Origin of the sequence: Bradyrhizobium sp. 179, from assembly GCF_023073535.1 — a bacterium.
Taxonomy (GTDB): Bacteria; Pseudomonadota; Alphaproteobacteria; order Rhizobiales; family Xanthobacteraceae; genus Bradyrhizobium.
Map to the genome: position 1 here is coordinate 119,676 of NZ_JADPJR010000048.1, position 17,567 is coordinate 137,242.

The following is a 17,567-nucleotide window of genomic DNA, read 5'->3' on the forward strand; positions in this document are numbered from 1 at the left end:
GAGGCCGAACTGCGGACGCAAGGGCCGATCGCCTGGGCAAAGCACCTCGTCGAAGTCTTGCGGCTACGACTGTTCTCCGGTCTCCCGCGGCCGACCGGTGACTATGATGAGTCGCAGTCGGAGATGACGGTTTTCCTGCGGTCTTGCCGTCGGATATTCTGGGCTCTCGCGGCCTTCAGCGGTATGAGCAATCTCCTCATGCTCACCGGCTCGTTTTTCATGTTGCAGGTCTACGATCGGGTGCTGCCCGGGCGCAGCATACCGACGTTGATCGCCTTGATGGTTTTGGCTGCGGTGCTTTACCTGTTTCAGGGCGGGCTCGACCTCGTCAGGAGCAGGATCAGCGCCCGAGTCGGCCGGTATCTCGACGAAAAGCTCGGCGTTCGCATATTCGACGCGCTCGTTCGCCTGCCCTTGAAGACCAGGGCCGATGGCGATGGCTTGCAGCCGGTGCGGGATCTTGATCAGGTCCGCAGCTTCCTGTCGAGCGGAGGGCCGACGGCGCTGTTCGATCTGCCCTGGATGCCGATTTATCTCGGCGTTTGTTTTCTGTTTCACTTCTGGATCGGCCTCACTGCGCTGGCCGGCGCGCTGGTGCTTGTCGGCATTACGATGCTCACGGAAACCCGGACGCGGGGGCCGGCCAAGGCGTCCTCGCGCCTCGCAGTCTCCCGAACGGCACTGGCGCTCGAGGGCCGACGAAATGCCGAGGTTCTGCAGGCCATGGGCATGCGGCAGCAGGCGGCGCTGCGTTGGCGGGATGTCAATGCGAAGTATCTCGCGGCCCATGAGCGGGCCAGCGATGTCGCAAACGGGCTCGGGGGCGCCTCCAAGATCTTCCGAGCGATCCTGCAATCGCTGGTTCTTGCCGTCGGCGCAGTCCTCGTCATCAACCAGGAATCGACGGCCGGCATCATCATCGCCGGATCGATCCTCACCGCGCGGGCCTTGGCGCCTGTCGAAATGGCCATTGCGAACTGGAAAGGGTTCGTCGCTGCACGGCAATCGGGACAACGGCTCGATGCTTTACTGAAGCTTCTGCCCGGCGAGGAGGAGCGGCTGGCATTGCCTCCGCCTGTTGAAACTCTCACCGTCGAGCATCTCTATGTTGGCGCGCCAAACTCGGAGAGGCCCACCCTCAATGAAGTCTCGTTCCAACTGCGGAGCGGGCAGGCGGTTGGAATCATTGGGCCGAGCGGATCTGGCAAATCGACGCTGGCGCGTGCGCTGGTGGGGGTATGGCCCAGCATTCGAGGCCGGATACGGCTGGACAACGCCGCACTCGATCACTGGTCTTCTGACGCCCTCGGCAAGCATATCGGTTACCTGCCTCAGGACGTCGAATTGTTCGACGGCAGCATCGCGATGAACATTGCGCGTTTCGATCCGCAGGCGACAGCCGCCGCTGTTCTGGAAGCCGCGCATGCGGCGGGCGCGCACAATCTCATCCTTTCGCTTCCGGACGGCTACAGCACGAAGATTGGCGAGGGGGGATTGGCGCTGTCCGCCGGACAGCGGCAGCGTATCGGACTCGCACGTGCCTTCTACGGCAAACCCTTCCTGGTCGTGCTCGATGAGCCCTCCTCCAATCTCGATGCCGAGGGCGAGGAGGCGCTGACCGAGGCGATCCTGAACGTGCGCCGTCGTGGCGGGATTGTCGTTGTTGTCGCGCATCGTCCGAAGGCGCTTGAGGGCGTTGATCATGTCTTGTGCCTCGGTGAAGGCAGGGTTCAGTCCTTCGGCAAGAGAGAGGAAGTCCTGAAGAAAGTGTTGCGAACTCCTGTACCACTCAAGGTGGTCGCGGACGCTCAAGGAGGCGGCCGATGAACGGCGAGGTGGTACCGGCGATGCAGTCCATCCAGCGTTACATGATCGTCGGTATGATCATGTTTGGTCTGGTGACATTTGGGATCGGTGGTTGGGCGACCACGAGCCAATTGTCGGGCGCCGTAATCGCGCAAGGGGTGGTCGTGGTGGATTCGAGCGTCAAGAAGGTTCAGCACGCCACTGGCGGGATCGTGGGGGAACTGCGCGTGCGCCAGGGCGATCGGGTCAATGCAGGCGACGTTTTGATTCGCCTCGACGAGACTCAGACGCTGGCGAATGCGACGATCGTCACGAACAGCATCGATGAGCTGCTCGCGCGACAGGCTCGCCTCGAGGCCGAGCGCGATGGTGCCGAGCAGGTCGTGTTTCCTAAGGTGCTGCTCGACCGGGCCAAGGAGAACAAGTCCGAGGCGAGCCGAGCAATTACCGCGGAGCGGAAGCTGTTTGACCTGCGTCGCCAGGCGAGGAGCGGCCAAAAGGCACAGCTGCAGGAGAAAAGCGCGCAGCTGGAAAATGAGATCAAGGGCTATACGGGTCAGACTGAAGCCAAGCAGAAGGAGGTCGATTTTATTCGCCAGGAGTTGGAAGGCGTGCGCAGCCTTTGGCAAAAGAATCTGGTGCCGATCACGCGGCTCAATTCCCTTGAGCGCGATGCCGCCCGTCTCGAAGGCGAACGCAGCCAGCTGGCTGGCATGATTGCTCAATCAAAGGGCAAGATCTCCGAAATCGGACTCCAGATCATTCAGATCGATCAGGACCTGCGGACGGAGGTCGGCAAGGACCTGATCGACACGCGCTCGAAACTCTCCGAGCTGGGCGAGCGCAAAACTGCGGCGGTTGACCAGTTGAACCGAATCGATATCAGGGCTCCACAATCCGGCCGTGTCCACGAGCTCAGCGTCCATACGGTTGGGGGGGTGATCTCTCCCGGCGAGCAGATCATGCTGATCGTACCTGATGCGGACTCGCTTGCGGTCGAAGTCAAGATCGCACCGAAGGATATCGACCAGGTCTATGTGGGGCAAATCGCGACAATGCGTTTCGCAGCGTTCAACCAGAAGACCACGCCCGAAATCGACGGAGAGGTCAGCATGGTCTCGGCAGACATCACGCAGGATCAACGCGCCGGCACGAGTTACTACACGGGCCGCGTCCTGCTGAAGCCGGAAGAGCTGGCGAAGCTCGGCTCTGCCAAGCTCCTGCCAGGCATGCCAGTCGAGGTCTTCATCAAGACGTCAGGTCGGACGGCGCTGTCCTATCTGCTTAAGCCGCTGCAGGATCAGGCGGGGCGGGCGTTCAAGGAGCGGTAGCGCATAGATTGCAGCTCTTATTGGATGGCTCTGTTCGGTTCGTTGCCTTTGCCGGCCCCGTGGGCTGGCCGGCATCTTAGCAACGCGCAAGCAGCGGGCTTCAAAGCCCGCTGCAGAGAAGTGAGTCCTCAGCGCACGACCGATCGGGCGTAACAGCACACGTTGTTCAACCGGATCAAGTTCAGGGCGAGCGGACAGGTGGCGTTTCAGGCTTGGGCCGGTTATAGCGACGGCTGCCAGGCCGGATTGCCGACACTCCCGCTATCCAAAAGGTGTGTCAGAAAAGCTGACCTTTCCGTTGAACTTATTGGAAGTCACCTGATCGAGTATTTTTCTCGTATTAAATACGACGTTGTCGTACGAGCATCCGACGGTTAAGCTCAATGCAGCGTGAGGCATTAAATGGCGACTGCATTTTCAAGCGAATTAATTAACCGCGGCTATACAACGCGAGTTTTAATGGAGCTGCCACGCGGCGAATTCTTCGCGAGCCTCTTCGTCCTCGGATGCGCAAATGGCCTCGCATCACGGATGCTTCAGTCGGTCAATCGGCTTGGATGGACCGATGCATTTTTCGGTACCTTCGAGATTAGCGTCATCATTTGGGTATCGTGCGCCGTAGGGGTGTATCTCGTTCTCCAGGACCGCACGATTGGAATTCGTCCGCGTGAGCTCGCGCTCGGGGCAGGTTTTCTAGTTTTGATCGTTCTGCCAATAGGCCCTTTGAGCTGGCTCGCAGTAACTTTTCTCAGCTTCTACACGATCACTTGTACGGACGTTCCATCGTCACGCCGCGGCGCTCTAATATTGCTGGCGACCACGGTGCCGATGCTCTGGAGCAGAATGCTGTTTCAGTTCTTCGCAAGCGCAATCTTGCAGATAGATGCATCACTTGTAGGCTGGATGTTACGTACCCCCCGGACCGGTGATATCGTTCAGTTCGCTGATGGCTCCGGAATCCTGGTGATTCTGCCAGCCTGCTCTTCGCTTGCGAACGTATCGCTTGCGTTGCTGTGCTGGGTTCTCGTGAGCCAATTGGTCTGCCACAAGAGGTCTGTTTATGATCCACTTTGGTGCCTCATGGCGTGCATTTCAGTAATAGCCGTGAATGTTACCCGCATGAGCTTCATGGGATTAAGCCAGTGGCACTACGCCACGTTCCACGGTGCGTTGGGCGAAGCCGTCAGCAGCACATTGATACTGAGCTTGATCGTCGGATTTTGTGTGCTGGGTGTCAGACGTGAACTCCTGCGTCGCATTTAGGTGGTGCATCGCCATTGTGCTCTTGCTCAGCCTTGGCTGGAAGGTCGCGATTCCGGCCGATAATCCGAGCTATCTCAAAGAGGAGCTGGTTAAGTTTCTTGAACGCAACCATTTCGATGTCGTTGTGAGCGAGGAATTCGTGAACTACACGCCGGTTATTCGAGCGACCACGGCGACCTGCCAGATGCAGGTGGCAAAATTGACGCCGGATGGGTCGAATCGGGACCTCATCCGCCATGTTGCCGCAGGCGCCGACCGCACGTTTGTGGTCTTTCGCGGCGGGGTCTATGTCGAACAACCGGTGTTCTGGACAGTCCTGGACTATCTCTGGTCGAGGTTTTTGCGCGAGCTCGGGTTGGCTACGCACCTTTCTCCCATTCTCCATGTGGCGCAAAGCTCATCGTGCACTGCAGAGCGACTTCCGTGGGGGACTCTTTAAATCCATGTTGACCGCAATTTAAAATAATGGTATTTAATTTATATATATTCGGAGTTTTTAAAGAGGAGTAGAATGATGACGTTGCCAGGATGGGTCCTTGCGATTTTCCTCATAATGGCTGCGGCGGTGCCCGCCGGTGTATATTTCACCGCAAGTTTCTTCTTCCCTCCCGATCAAAGTTACACGTACGTCGGGCAAGGAACGGCTCAAGGGGCACCGGGGCCCGCGGCCGGCGCTGGAATCGCCTTCGTGGCGGTAGCTTACGGCGTCTACCGGGTAATCAGGCGCCGCCGGCGCAAGCCGGAATAGTCCCAGTCTAGCAAGCGAGTCCTTCAGTATTTGAGCATGAGAATGACCGCCGCTGCTTTAGCGGATGGGCTCGCCTGCACAGATCAATGGCACATCAACAAATGAACATGCCCCAGCTTCATGTCCTGTAGCCTTGGAAGAAAGCTGCCGCTCTCAGGTGGAAGAATGGGACAATTAAACGTAGGGGCAATTCGGTGCTTGTTTGAAATAGGCATCGTCACATTGCGCAAGTTGCAATGGCCGATACGTCACATTTGCGAGGCTTGTCGTGTCGATCGAGTTCATTGGCGTTGAATGGGCTGGCGCGGGTCTCCTGGTCCACACGTCTATGAGCGTGGGACAGGTGCCTTGTAGAATTCCGCGCGACACAATTCACGATTCCGTTCCATTCGGACGCAATCGAACGGGAGATCCGCTCCGAGCGGCTCTCGTTTTTGCAAAAGCTCACTCTGGCTCTGCGCGCAAAACTGACTGTCGCGGGATCGAGCGAGCAGGTCGAATTGCTTCCCTCCGATACTTTCGATCGGCGATCAGCGCCGAAAGCGACTGAGGCTTGCAACGCCTCGAGCGAATTGGATACGTAATGGAAGTTGATGTTGCAATCATAGGCGCCGGTCCGTATGGCCTCTCATTGGCAGCCCATCTCAGAGCGGCGGGTGTTGATCATCGAATTTTCGGCCGCCCGATGGAAACGTGGCGTCATCACATGCCGGAGGGTATGCTGCTGAAGTCGGATGGCTTCGCTTCCAACCTCTACGATCCGGCGGGTGAGTATCCGCTGTCACGCTTTTGCAGCGAGTATTCGATCAAATATAGCGATGATCAAACGCCGGTTCGGCTGGAGACGTTCATCGACTATGGCCGTGCGTTTGGGGATCGCTTCTCCCCGAACCTGGAGGAAACGACTATTCACTCACTTCGGCGGCACGCCGAGGGCTTTGCATTTTGCCTCGAGAATGGAACTACCGTGCGAGCCCGTCGCATCGTTGCCGCAACCGGCATCGGACATTTCCGCTATGTACCGCCTCCGCTCAGCGCGCTTACTGCCAAGGTCGTTTCGCACAGTTACGATCATCGTGACCTCGGCCGCTTCGCGGGGCGGCGTGTTGCAGTGGTTGGGGGTGGAGCGTCGGCCATCGATATGGCGGCGCTGCTGAAACGGCAGGAATGCGATGTTACGCTGATCTGCCGCCGCGAAAAGCTGGTGTTCGCAAATCCGCCCCCGAGCAAGCGATCGCTCTGGCAACGCATCAGGCATCCTCGCTCTGGAATCGGACCGGGGCTGAAATCCCGGTTGTGCACCGACGCGCCGCTGCTCTTTCACTTAATGCCCGATGCATTCCGCGAGGAGGTCGTGCGTCGTCATCTCGGTCCCGCCGCTGGATGGCCCATGAGGCAGATGTTCGTTGACCACGTTCCGGCACTTTGCGGTTGCGAAGTTGTGGAAGCATCAGCCGTCGACCAGGGGGTACGTCTCGAACTGAGAAGGCCGAATGGCGAAACAGCCTGGGTGCATGCGGACCACGTCATCGCCGCGACTGGCTATCGCGTCGACATCCGGCGCCTCGATTACATGGATAGAACGTTGGTTGCGCAGCTGGCGCACGTAAACCAATCTCCGATGCTCTCGATGCGTTTTGAGTCGTCGGTAAAGGGGTTGTTTCTTATCGGACCGATCGCGGCGAATAGCTTCGGACCAATGATGCGCTTTGCGTTTGGCGCGGGCTTTGCCGCGCGGCGCCTTGCGCCAACGTTACGCCGACCGTCTCGTATCGAATTGCCAACCGGCAAGAAGTTGCGGGCCGACGCATGGGCGGGGAAATGATCCCGCAGGTCCTGCTTGCGCACAGCATGTTTTGGCCGAATGTCGCCCGGCTTGCGATTGCGTTTCGAAGAGCGGGATTTGCGGTGGATGCCGTTGCGCCGAAGGGACATCCGATTCATCGGATGCAATCCCCGAACCGTACATTCGAATATAGACCAACTTCGCCGTATAAATCGATAAAGGACAGTATCGCCGCATCCAGACCTGATCTTATAGTGCCCTGCGACGATCGCATCGTCGCACACCTGCATGGCATCTACGCAGAGGCGGCCTCAGCTTGCGATGGCGTCGCAGGTCGCGGCATCACGTCACTCATTGAAACCTCTCTTGGGTCACCCAACTTTTATGAGTTGGTTCGCCAACGTTCCTTCCTGACCAGCCTCGCGCAATTGCCTCACGTTCACGTACCTCCAACGGCAGCAATCGATAGCTTACATGACCTACAGGATTGGGTCCGTCAGCACGGACTTCCGGCAGTTCTGAAGCTCGACGGAAGCTCCGGCGGCAGCGACGTTCTCTTGCTCCGGAACAGGGGCGAAGTCGTGCCCGGGTTTCTTAGGATGAGACTTCGAAAGAGCTGGGTTCGTCGCATGAAATGGCTGCTGTACGACGGCGACGTTGAACCGTTCTTCACGGCCAGGAATTTTTCGACAGCCCAAGTGTCCGTACAGTCCTACGTTAAGGGGCGCCTTGCCAATTGCGCCGTCGCGTGCTGGCGCGGCAATGTTGTGGGTTGGGCTTCGGTCGAGGTCCTTCAATGCGGCCGCGCGTTCGGGGTGGCAAGCGTCGTTCGGCGTGTGAGGGGGGAACCGATGATCGCCGCTGCGCGCTCTATAGCGCGGCATCTTGAGTTGTCAGGCGTATTTGGGTTGGATTTCGTGCTGGATGAGGACAGTCAGGAAGCGAAGCTGATAGAGATCAATCCACGGGCTACTCAGATCAATCATTTTCCAGGCTACGACGGCCCCGACTTGCCGGCGGCCTTGTCTAGCGCGATCCGCAACGAACCTCTGGAGAATTTCAGTGTTCGGCAGTCGCCCGACGAGGTGGCACTCTTCCCGCAAGAGTGGAAGAGAGACCCGGGCAGCCAGTGGCTCGCAAGAGCCTTTCACGATGTGCCGTTTGAGGAGCCGGAGCTACTTCGGTTCTTTGGGTACAGCAGCAGTGAGAGATCGCCGTACCACTCTCATTGGACCGCACCCGAGCACACGCCGCGACCTGCAGGCGACCTGAGACACTAGTAGATAGGACGTCGTGGAAACGACATCACCGGTGTTGGATGGCGACTTCGCATCAATATCAAGGCAGGAGGTGCAGGATTGCGTATTGCTTCATGGCGGCTGGGAATCGCCACGATAGTGGGGCTGGCCGCGTTTAGCCTATGGTGGATTTCTGTCGTGAAGATTGCGCCGACCATCGAGCGTCGTACCGGGCCGATTGGGCTGCCGCATGGCACCTATAACCAGCAGCTTTGGTGGATTCCAGCACACTCGCACGGGGAAGCCTCCTTGCGGTTGCTCGAGACAATAGTCTATCGGCCGGCTGGAGTTGGTCCCTTTGCGCTTGTGGTCATCTATCACGGCAAGCCTGCCAGGAACTTTCAGGCTGTCAGGCCGGGTTTCGAGACCGCCGCGCAATGGTTCGTCGATCATGGCTTCGCGGTCGCGGTCCCCTTAAGGCAAGGCTACGGCCGCTCGCAAGGAACTGCGAACGATATGGTAGGATCTTGCGAGACGATGGACTATTTGGCAACTGCAAGAGCAGCAGCGCGGGACGCTGAGAGCGTGATTTCTTTCATGCAACAGCAAAGCTTCATTGACCCAAGGAGCGTCATCATCGTTGGACATTCACACGGGGGTTTTGGAGCGCTCGGCGTTGCGTCGGATGCGCCGAATGGAGTTGTGGGTATCATTAACTTTGCCGGGGGTACCGGCTCGTGGAAACACGAGCATTTCTGCAACGGGCGTGACAAGCTCATTGCCGCGTTAAGCCGGCTCGGGGCGGAAAACAAATTGCCGCAGATCTGGCTGTACGCACTTGACGATGAAACGTTTGGTCCGCCGTTGGCGAGAGAGATGTGGTCGGCATACAGCACCAACTCGCGCGCCAGAATCCTCTTCGTTGCCCTTCCAGCGACGGGGGAAGGGCACATGTTGTTTCCTAATGGTAACACAGCGGTTTGGGGATCTACGGTACAGCAATTCCTTGTGCAACTTGACGTACGAGCAGCTGTTCCAAGGCCTCGCGTAGCTGATTAGCAAAGCCGTTTGCGACGCGCGCTCCACGTAGCGCCGTAGCTAGCGCGCGGGTCGCCGATTATTTTTCGGTAAGGTTGGTCTTCGCCCTGCCGTTCATTGACGCGCCTGCGCAAGCCTGCAATGGCAACGGGAATTGCGACGGCGCCCCCGGCCGGGTCAGGGGAGCTCCCGGCGCGATTGCCGGCGCGGGGCTTCCGATCCTCGCCATTGGCTATGGCGTGTTTTGGGTGATCAGGCGCCGCCGTAAGACGAAACTGACATTCACAACGAACCTGTTTGAGCTGTTCGTCGATTATCCGACGCTTAAGGAATGAGGAATGCAGGTCCGCCTGAGCTGCCGACTGAGGCATAGCTGGGCGCGTCAGCTCAGGGCGTTGCTGCACATGACGTCTTGAGGCTGTGGCATCTAGACTAACCCACGGCCTTGAAGGTCGCGACCTGCATCACCCATGCCGCAGAGCCCTGGAGAGATGCTGTCGCACTGTAGCTACCCGTTGCGGTTACGAACCGGTCCTGGGCAATATCAAGGTCAGGCGTTGTAATGACACGCGTGGTAAAGCCGCTGCCTGCCGCAGTGAACCCACCCGTCGTCGTTCCGGCACCAAAAATGAGCTCATGCGCGGTGGAGGTCGTTACCGCCCCGGTACTGGCTGAACTGCTGGTGTCTGCCGCCGAGGCCCCGACATCGAAGGGATTGCTGAGAGCGAGACCGCTGTACTCCAGAGCGCGAATGTCCACGTATTGAGTCGCAGTGTTGAAGGTCACTGTCACGGTGTTGGCGCCGGCGGCGGCTTGCTTGATATTCGGGGCGTAGTAGATGGCCTGGCTGATACCGCTGCCTCGCGCTGTCGAGACGGCGAGCTGATAGGCATTGCCGGCCGAGTCCGTGACGGACGTGATATTCGATGTCGTGTTATTCCATCCGATCACGAGGATGTTCGTATTCCCTGTCGTCTGCGCGTTCGTGTAGGCGACCGATACCTGGGTCTGGTTGGTTTGCGGGGTGGCGGAAGTCATCTGGACGAATGCTAACGGTGCGGCGGTCGTAACGGCATTATAAGTCGCAGTATAGGTCGCACCGCCGACGGGGGCTGTGATGATGTGATCTTGAGTGCCGCTATCCGACCACGATGCGAAGTTGTAGGTCGTGCTTCCGACGGTCGCGTTGCGCGCTTCGATCTCATGATTGAAGCCGATCAACGTGTCATAGGTGAACGGCGTCGTGCGCGCGATGCCGTCCAGATACAGTGTTAATCCGGCAGGCGACGTGTTGAAATTGAGATTGACCTTATCGGGGAAGATCGTGACGGATTGGCTCGACTGCAGCCCGCTGGAATCGGTCACGGTCAGCGTTATTCGATACCGCGTGAATCCGCTGAAATCGTGCCCGGAGGTCGGGATCGTGAACGTGCCGCTGGTCACGCCGGTGATAGGAATACCCGGATGAACATGACCTTCGTGGAGGAAATCGATATTCCAGGTATAGGCACTTGCGGGGAGTGTACCATCTTCGGCATCCGTCGCGGTGCCGCTGAATGTGATCACGTTGCCGGCCCTGAAGGTCGCGCCATCGGTTGGCGCAAGGAGGCTGACAACGGGACTATTGCCGACGCTGATTGCGATCGGAGTCGACAGCGTGGAATTGACCCCGTCGGAGACCGTCAGCCGGGCCTGATACGGGCCCGCGACCGTATATGTGTGTGACGGGTCGGCCGCGGTGGAAGTCGCGCCGTCACCGAAGTTCCACGAATAGCTGAGAGGCTTTCCTTCCGGATCAGATGAACCGTTGCTGGAGAAATTGACGGTGAGCGGGCTGGGCCCTTTCGTTGGTGATGCCGAAGCCGTCGCTACCGGGGGCAGATCCGATTGAATGAAGTCGATGCGGCGGATTTTGCTTACGCCGAATGTAGCACTGATATCGGAATAGCCGAGATCGACATAGTAGAGCGCGCCATCGGGGCCTTCGGTCAAATAGACAATGTCGCCGTAGGGGCCATCTACCGAGCCGTCGGCTGGCTCGAAGTTGAAGACGCCGGTGACGTTTCCGTTGGCGTCGAAGGTCAGGCGCTTGATCCAGTTCTGAGTGTAATCCGCGAAAAAGAAGCTGCCCTGATAGCTGCTTGGGAATTGTGTGCCGTGATAAACAAACCCGGCTACGACTGCCGCGTCGCGGCCATTGTGCGGATAGTAGTAAGCCGGTGCAGTGTAGGCGGGATCGCCGTTCGGAGTTTCTACATTCGGCCAGCCGTAATTGGCGCCTTTCGCTCCGATGTTGATTTCTTCGATCGCAGTTGAGTAGACGTTCCCGCCAACATCGCCAATGATCAACCTTCCTGTGGGCGCGTCGTAGTAGGCGCGGAAGGGGTTGCGCAGACCAAGCGCCCATACCGCATCGTAGTTCGGTCCGTTGCCATCATAGAATGGATTGTCCGTGGGAACGGTGCCGTCCATATTGTACCGAAGGATCTTGCCGCGCGGCTTCGTGAGGTCTTGCGCTTCGCCGGCCTGGAAATGCTCCCCGGTCGTGAGCAGAATCTTGCCGTCGTTGCTGAAGTTGATCGCACCGCCGTGGTGCTCGGCATTGGCAATTTCGGTATCCTGATAGATGACGAACTCGCTGCCGGCGACGGTGCCCGTTAGCGCTGCGTTCGCCGTAAAGCGCGAGAAGCGATCCACGTTCGGTGTGCCCAGCGTATAGAAGATGTAGTAGTAATGATTGGTGTTGAAGTTGGGGTCGAGTGCAATGTCATAGATGCCTTGCTGTACGCCGGCCGAGCCGATGTTGGTGAGTTGCAGGAAAGGCGTTGGATCGGGCGTGGTATAGGGCGGCGGCAATATCTTGATCGTGCCCGCAAGTTCCACCACCAGCATGCGGCCGTCGGGCAGGAATTTGATCGCGGTCGGCAGATTGAATCCCGTCGCCAAGACGTCGTTCTGGAAAAAGCTGCTGTTCGCCACGTTGACGGTTATCGGTGCAGACAACGTCGCATGGCCGTCTATGTCGGTCGCCATCGCTGTGACAGTGTGCGCGCCATTGCTTGCCGTGCGCGTGTCCCACGAAAGAGCGTAAGGATTGGTCGTATCGGGAGAGCCGGTTGCCACATTGTCGATATAGAACTGCACATTGGCGATGCCGGTGTCGTCGGTTGCATCTGCAGTCACGTTCACGATGCCGCTAACTTGCGCTCCATTGATTGGGGAATTTATCAAGACCTGCGGTGATCCAGCGGTCGGGTTGCCGACAGGCGTCGTCATGTCCGATTGCACTTGGGCAGAAGTCAGCGCGCGGTTGTATATCCGCAGATCGTCGAGCGCTCCCTTGTAGAATTGCGCCGTCGAGGCATCCGCTCCGATGCGCATAGGATTTCCGCGCGCCGTGATCGTTGCCGACAGCGCCTGCGTGTTGACGAGGGTTCCGTTCACGTAGGTCTTGACCTGCGCACCATCGAAGGTGATGGCAAGGTGGGACCACTGGCTGAATGGCAAAGTGGTTCCTCCGGCGGCGACGCGCGCGCCGCTGGACGTCCCGATATAGAAATCGGTCTGATTGCCGCCGCGCAGTTCGAGTCCATATTGGTAGTAGGGCGACGACATAGTGGTATTCCAGAACTTGCCGATAACGACGCAATCGCCGCTCGCGAGCGGCTGGGGATTGATCCACATTGACAGTGTAAGGGCACTACCGGAGATGTTGGTCGAGGCAGAATTTGGAATAGAGATGTAGTCATTCACTCCGTCAAAGCTCGCGGCCTGGCCATGCTTGCCGGCCACCCAGGCAACGCCGTTGTTGAGTGTCGCTAGGTTTACCTGCCCTGAGGAATCGGCCGCAGTCGTTCCGGATCCTTCATCGAAGGAATAGGCAGCAACCAGACCCGGCGTTTGAGTGTTTGACACCGTGATGCTGACGGGCAGCGAGTCGCCGGCATTTCCGGAGGTATCCCGTGCGCGCGCTGTGATCGTGTGGACGCCATTCGTGACCGTGGTCGTGTCCCAGCTGACGCTGTAGGGAGAGGTCGTGTCTTCTCCTCCACCGACCGCGACATTGTCCACCAGGAAGGTCACGCCCGCCACCCCGGCATTGTCGGACGCATCGGCGCTAATGGTGATCGTACCTGAGACGGTGGCTGAACCCGTCGGCGCCGTGATCGTCGCCGTGGGCAGCGTCGTATCGGACGTCAGCGTCGTGGCGCTGGCCGACGCGGATTGTCCGGAGAGGTTCGCCACAGCGTCTCTCGCCTGCACGGTGTAAGTGTAGGACGTGCCCGGCGACAGGCCGGTATCGCTAAACGTGGTCGTCGTCGGAGTGCCGACTTGCGCACCATTGCGGAAGACCTGATAGCCGGTGACGGCGACGTTGTCGGTCGACGCATTCCATGAAAGATTGATCTGCGTTGTCGAAACGGCGGTCGCCGTGAGGCCCGTAGGAGTCGATGGCGGCGTGGTGTCCTGGGTGGCAGCCGTCGTGAACGTAGCGTTTGAGCCGATCCTTTCGTTCCCGGCTGCGTCAATCGAACGGACGCGGTAATTGTAAGTGGTGTTGGGAGCAAGGCCGGTTAGCCCAACGCTGTGTGCCGTCACCAGGGTCGCATCAAGCGCCGTCGAGGATCCGTAACTGGTCGTCAGCCCATACTCGACCCGCGAAGTCGCGGCCTCATTGGTTGTCCAGGTGACTCGTGCGGTGCTGCTGGTAATGTTCGTTGCTGTCTGCCCGGAGATCGTTGGCGCGGTCGTGTCAAGCACGATGGTATCGGTCGCCGCCGCGGACCAGTTGCCCGCGGCGTCCTTGAACTGGACATAGACCGTCTTGGTGCCTGTTGTGTTCGACAACGTCCAGGCCTTGGTCGGGGCGAAGGCTTCCGCCGTCGAGTACGAACTGCCGTTGTTGGAGAAGCGCATCTGCTTGACGGAAGTCACTGCATCGGCCGCAGTGAGCGTAAGCGTGACCGAAGTGCTATTGGTCGCCGCGGCGCCGCCGTTGATCGCCACCGTGCCCGTTGGTGCTTGATTGTCGACCGTAACGTTGACCAGCGTCGAGGTGGTTGCGTTGTTGGCGGCATCGCGTGCCTGCGCGGTCAGCGCATGAGAGCCGTTCGATGCCGTGGTCGTGGTCCACGAGACACCGTACGGCGAGGTGGTATCTTCCGTGCCGATCAGGGTATTGCCATCGAGTAAAAACTTGACGCCGATAACGCCAACATTGTCCGACGCGCTCGCTGCAAGGCTCACTGTTCCGGATACGATCGGGGCCGGAGGCGTGAGTGACACGGTCGGAGGCGTCGTGTCCGCCGTTCCGGCGAGAGGCGTTGCCATGTCGGTCTGGATCTGCGCCTGAGTGAGCGCATGGTCGGCGATGCGCACGTCATCGATGCGGCCTGGAAATTCGAAGCCGGTACTGCCGGCCCGGCGGCCAATGTTTACATTGGCGGTGGAATTTTGCTGGGAATTGGTGACCGTGCCCAGCAGCTGACCATTGTCAAGGACGCCGTTAAGATAAACGTCTATGGTCTGGTTCGCAGCGTTATAGACGCCCGCGATGTGGTACCAGGTGTTGAGTTGCAGCGGCGTCGCGCCATAGCGGAACATCGGCTGGCCGGCACTGTTGGTGAGCTTGAACCCGATGGTGCGGGGACCGGTATCGGCGGTGATATCGAGCTGATATCCGGACTCGCTCGATGTTCGCTTAGACACGACCGCGGCATCATCGGAGGGGAACGCACTGACGTAAACCCACGCACCGACCGTCATGCTGCCCGTGAATTGCAGCGCAGTCGGATTGCCGAGATTGACGAAGTCATTGATGCCATCGAGTGCGACCGCATTGCCATATCGTCCGGTTGTGAAGGTCGGACCGTTCGTGAGCGTGCCGACGATGCCGTGGCCGGATGCATCTGCCGTTGTGGTGCCCGAGACCTCGCTGAAGGCGTAGCCGGCCGTGATGCCGAGCGGGTCTGCGGCAAGCAGCAGGCGCGATTCGAGGGTCTCGAAGATCAGTGGCGAATGGCTAGCATCGCGGTTGCCATCGACGATCGGCTTGCGATCGCTCCTCGCGTTGCTGTGAACGATCCGTCGTGCCAGATGGCTGAAAAGGCCCCGGGAACCCGACATCGTTGTCTCCGAATGCCAGAACCGAAATCGCTGCTGGATAATGGTGTTCGATAATGGATAAATTAATGCGCCAATTAATAGCACAACGCGACGGCTTGGCTACGGATTTATTAATCAAAATATAAATAATAATATTTGTGTACGTGTCGGATGAGCGAGATTGCGGGAGTTTCCTGGGGAAGTAGTTCGCGTAAAGCGAACCATCATTCGGTCCCGGCGAAGCTGAGAATTCTGTTGAAACGAAGATCTTCGGCAAGGGCGGTCCGTCTGGCTCGCCCGTGAAGACGCTCGGCCGCGTGTTGGCCATAGCTGCGTAATGCGCGTCCTAATACTCCTTGAATTGGCTGCGTTCGTTTCGATCGTTTGCCCAATAACCGAAGAAGCTTTGGATTCATAAAGCGTCTGAAAAGCTCATCATCGAGCGCGACGATCGTTTCGTAGCTACCGGGGTCACCCTGGCGGCCGGCGCGCCCAAAGAGTTGGCGGTCGATGCGGCGGGACTCGTGATATTCGGTTAGGATGACATGCAAGCCGCCTCGGCTCCGGACCGCAGGATGTAGTTGTATGTCAGTGCCGCGGCCCGCCATGTTGGTAGCGACGGTAATGCGGCCCGGTTGACCCGCGCTCGCAATGATCTCGGCCTCTGCGTGGTCCTGTCGCGCGTTAAGAACCACGGGTTCGAGTCCCGATCTGCTAAGCAACTGCGAAATTTGCTCAGAGGCTTCAACCGAGCGGGTCCCGACGAGCACGGCGCGACCTTTGCGAACGATATCGTGAACTGAATCGACCACGGCCTCCCATTTGAGGTTGGCCGTCCGAAACAAGCGTGTGCCGGCGTTCGCTCGTCGCAATGGCCGGTTTGTTGGGATCCTTGCAACGCGGAGGCCATAGACGCCGTATAGTTCCCCTGCCGGCTCGGTCGCCGTCCCGGACATGCCGCAAAGATGCATGTAGCGCCGAAAGAAGCGTTGATAGGTGATTTGCGCAAGGGTGGTGCGCCGCTCCGTGATGGTGCAATGTTCCTTGGCTTCGATGAGCTGGTGGATGCCGCCTTCCCACGACCGGTCCGGCATGATGCGCCCGGTATACTCGTCGACGATCTGCACCTTGCCATCAGCGACGATATACTGGACGTCGCGTCGGTAGAGATGAAGTGCGGCAAGCGCATGCTGCGCGAGTTCTTCGCGCGCGCGCCGGATTGCCCATAGTCCTGGCAGTCCTGCAGCGAGCTGAGCGATCCGGCTTTCGCCGCGGGTGGTCAGCCGCACCGACTTTTCGTTTGCGCGCACATGAAAGTCGTCGCCGGACACCAGGCGTCGAGCGAGATCTAGTGCGGTCTCGTGCAGGCCTCCGGCGTTCTCGGGCCCTTCTTGCGTTCCGGAGAGGATCAATGGCACCCGGGCCTCATCGATCAGGACGCTGTCAGCCTCGTCTACGATCGCGAAATGCAGACCACGCAAAAGTGGTGATTGATGGTGGCTAGCAAGTCTGCTGTTGAATATTGTGTCGAGAGAAAGCCGAGAACGGGCACGGCGGGGGCCGAGCGCGAGCCGATCGCGGAGATAGTCGAACACAAGCTCCTTGTTGGTACAATAGGTGACGTCACTTGCGTAGGCTCTTTGCCGCTCCCGCTGCGACTGCCCGTGCTCGACGAGCCCGACCGTGAGATCGAGCGCATTGTAGATGGGTGCGAGCTGTTCGGCGTCGCGGCGCGCGAGATAGTCGTTGACCGTGATGATATGAACCGGACGCCCCATGAGTGCGGCGGTGATCGCCGGCAGCAGCGCCGTCAAAGTCTTGCCTTCACCGGTTTCCATTTCGGCGACCGCGCCTCCCATCATGGCAGCGCCGCCGAGCAATTGAACCGGAAAGAGACGCATCCCGACGTGACGACGCGCCGCCTCGCGCGCAAGCGCAAACGAACGCGCCATTTGATGCGAGTAGAGGGGAGTTGACAGCAATGATGCGCGCAGCTCCTCCGCAGTTTTGCGCAAACGCTGGTTCGTCAGAACAGCGAACTGCGGTTCCAGATCGCCGACCAACCGGACAAAGCGCACGAGGCGGTCTCGCGCGATGGCCGGCTGCAGGAAGGGCAAGAGCCGGCCCCAAGCGTCGAGCAGGGCAGCATCGAGTCCAATCTCTCGGCGAGCGGCTTGCTCTGCATAGGGTGCGTCCACCGCCACCGAGGCAAGGCCGACGAAGTTTCGGTTGCGCTTGAGCATACGGATGCC

Annotated in this window: 10 protein-coding genes; 8 read left to right on the forward strand and 2 right to left on the reverse strand. The window is 59.1% G+C overall.

Features of this window, described 5'->3' with window-relative positions; genetic code table 11:
- Positions 1–123: 123 nt before the first annotated feature.
- From IVB12_RS11185 to IVB12_RS11220, 8 genes are all read left to right on the forward strand, one after another.
- Positions 124–1,827: a type I secretion system permease/ATPase gene (locus IVB12_RS11185; protein WP_247298848.1), complete on the forward strand. Its 1,704-nt coding sequence runs from the start codon at positions 124–126 to the stop codon at positions 1,825–1,827.
- Positions 1,824–3,137 carry an HlyD family type I secretion periplasmic adaptor subunit gene (locus IVB12_RS11190; RefSeq protein WP_247298819.1) on the forward strand — a complete coding sequence of 438 codons (1,314 nt, stop codon included), beginning with the start codon at positions 1,824–1,826 and terminating at the stop codon, positions 3,135–3,137. The genes IVB12_RS11185 and IVB12_RS11190 overlap by 4 nt, the downstream gene beginning before the upstream one ends.
- Positions 3,138–3,539: 402 nt before the next feature.
- Positions 3,540–4,400 (forward strand): hypothetical protein, encoded by an 861-nt coding sequence (locus tag IVB12_RS11195; RefSeq protein WP_247298820.1) that lies wholly within the window; start codon positions 3,540–3,542, stop codon positions 4,398–4,400.
- Entirely contained in the window at positions 4,378–4,839 is a 462-nt protein-coding gene (locus IVB12_RS11200; protein ID WP_247298821.1) for a hypothetical protein, read from the forward strand. The genes IVB12_RS11195 and IVB12_RS11200 overlap by 23 nt, the downstream gene beginning before the upstream one ends.
- Positions 4,840–5,731: 892 nt before the next feature.
- On the forward strand, positions 5,732–6,973 hold the full coding sequence (locus IVB12_RS11205; RefSeq protein WP_247298823.1) for an NAD(P)-binding domain-containing protein: 1,242 nt from the start codon (positions 5,732–5,734) through the stop codon (positions 6,971–6,973).
- On the forward strand, positions 6,970–8,214 hold the full coding sequence (locus IVB12_RS11210; protein ID WP_247298824.1) for an ATP-grasp domain-containing protein: 1,245 nt from the start codon (positions 6,970–6,972) through the stop codon (positions 8,212–8,214). The genes IVB12_RS11205 and IVB12_RS11210 overlap by 4 nt, the downstream gene beginning before the upstream one ends.
- Positions 8,215–8,292: 78 nt before the next feature.
- Entirely contained in the window at positions 8,293–9,231 is a 939-nt protein-coding gene (locus IVB12_RS11215) for an alpha/beta fold hydrolase (RefSeq protein ID WP_247298827.1), read from the forward strand.
- Positions 9,232–9,305: 74 nt separating this feature from the next.
- Positions 9,306–9,545 carry a hypothetical protein gene (locus tag IVB12_RS11220; RefSeq protein WP_247298828.1) on the forward strand — a complete coding sequence of 80 codons (240 nt, stop codon included), beginning with the start codon at positions 9,306–9,308 and terminating at the stop codon, positions 9,543–9,545.
- A 97-nt stretch (positions 9,546–9,642) separates the two neighbouring features.
- On the opposite strand, the gene IVB12_RS11225 is transcribed toward IVB12_RS11220, so the two are convergent.
- Both IVB12_RS11225 and IVB12_RS11230 read right to left on the reverse strand, forming a co-directional pair.
- Positions 9,643–15,336 (reverse strand): LamG-like jellyroll fold domain-containing protein, encoded by a 5,694-nt coding sequence (locus IVB12_RS11225; protein WP_247298830.1) that lies wholly within the window; start codon positions 15,334–15,336, stop codon positions 9,643–9,645.
- 203 nt (positions 15,337–15,539) lie between these two features.
- Entirely contained in the window at positions 15,540–17,558 is a 2,019-nt protein-coding gene (locus IVB12_RS11230; protein WP_247298831.1) for a DEAD/DEAH box helicase, read from the reverse strand.
- Positions 17,559–17,567 lie beyond the last annotated feature (9 nt).

Excerpts from the sequence above, each read along its gene's own strand:
- IVB12_RS11185 (WP_247298848.1), top strand. The coding sequence starts at position 124 with ATGACGGTTTTCCTGCGGTCTTGCCGTCGGATATTCTGGGCTCTCGCG.
- IVB12_RS11190 (WP_247298819.1), top strand. The coding sequence starts at position 1,824 with ATGAACGGCGAGGTGGTACCGGCGATGCAGTCCATCCAGCGTTACATG.
- IVB12_RS11195 (WP_247298820.1), top strand. The coding sequence starts at position 3,540 with ATGGCGACTGCATTTTCAAGCGAATTAATTAACCGCGGCTATACAACG.
- IVB12_RS11205 (WP_247298823.1), top strand. The coding sequence starts at position 5,732 with ATGGAAGTTGATGTTGCAATCATAGGCGCCGGTCCGTATGGCCTCTCA.
- IVB12_RS11210 (WP_247298824.1), top strand. The coding sequence starts at position 6,970 with ATGATCCCGCAGGTCCTGCTTGCGCACAGCATGTTTTGGCCGAATGTC.
- IVB12_RS11225 (WP_247298830.1), bottom strand. The coding sequence starts at position 15,336 with ATGTCGGGTTCCCGGGGCCTTTTCAGCCATCTGGCACGACGGATCGTT.
- IVB12_RS11230 (WP_247298831.1), bottom strand. The coding sequence starts at position 17,558 with ATGCTCAAGCGCAACCGAAACTTCGTCGGCCTTGCCTCGGTGGCGGTG.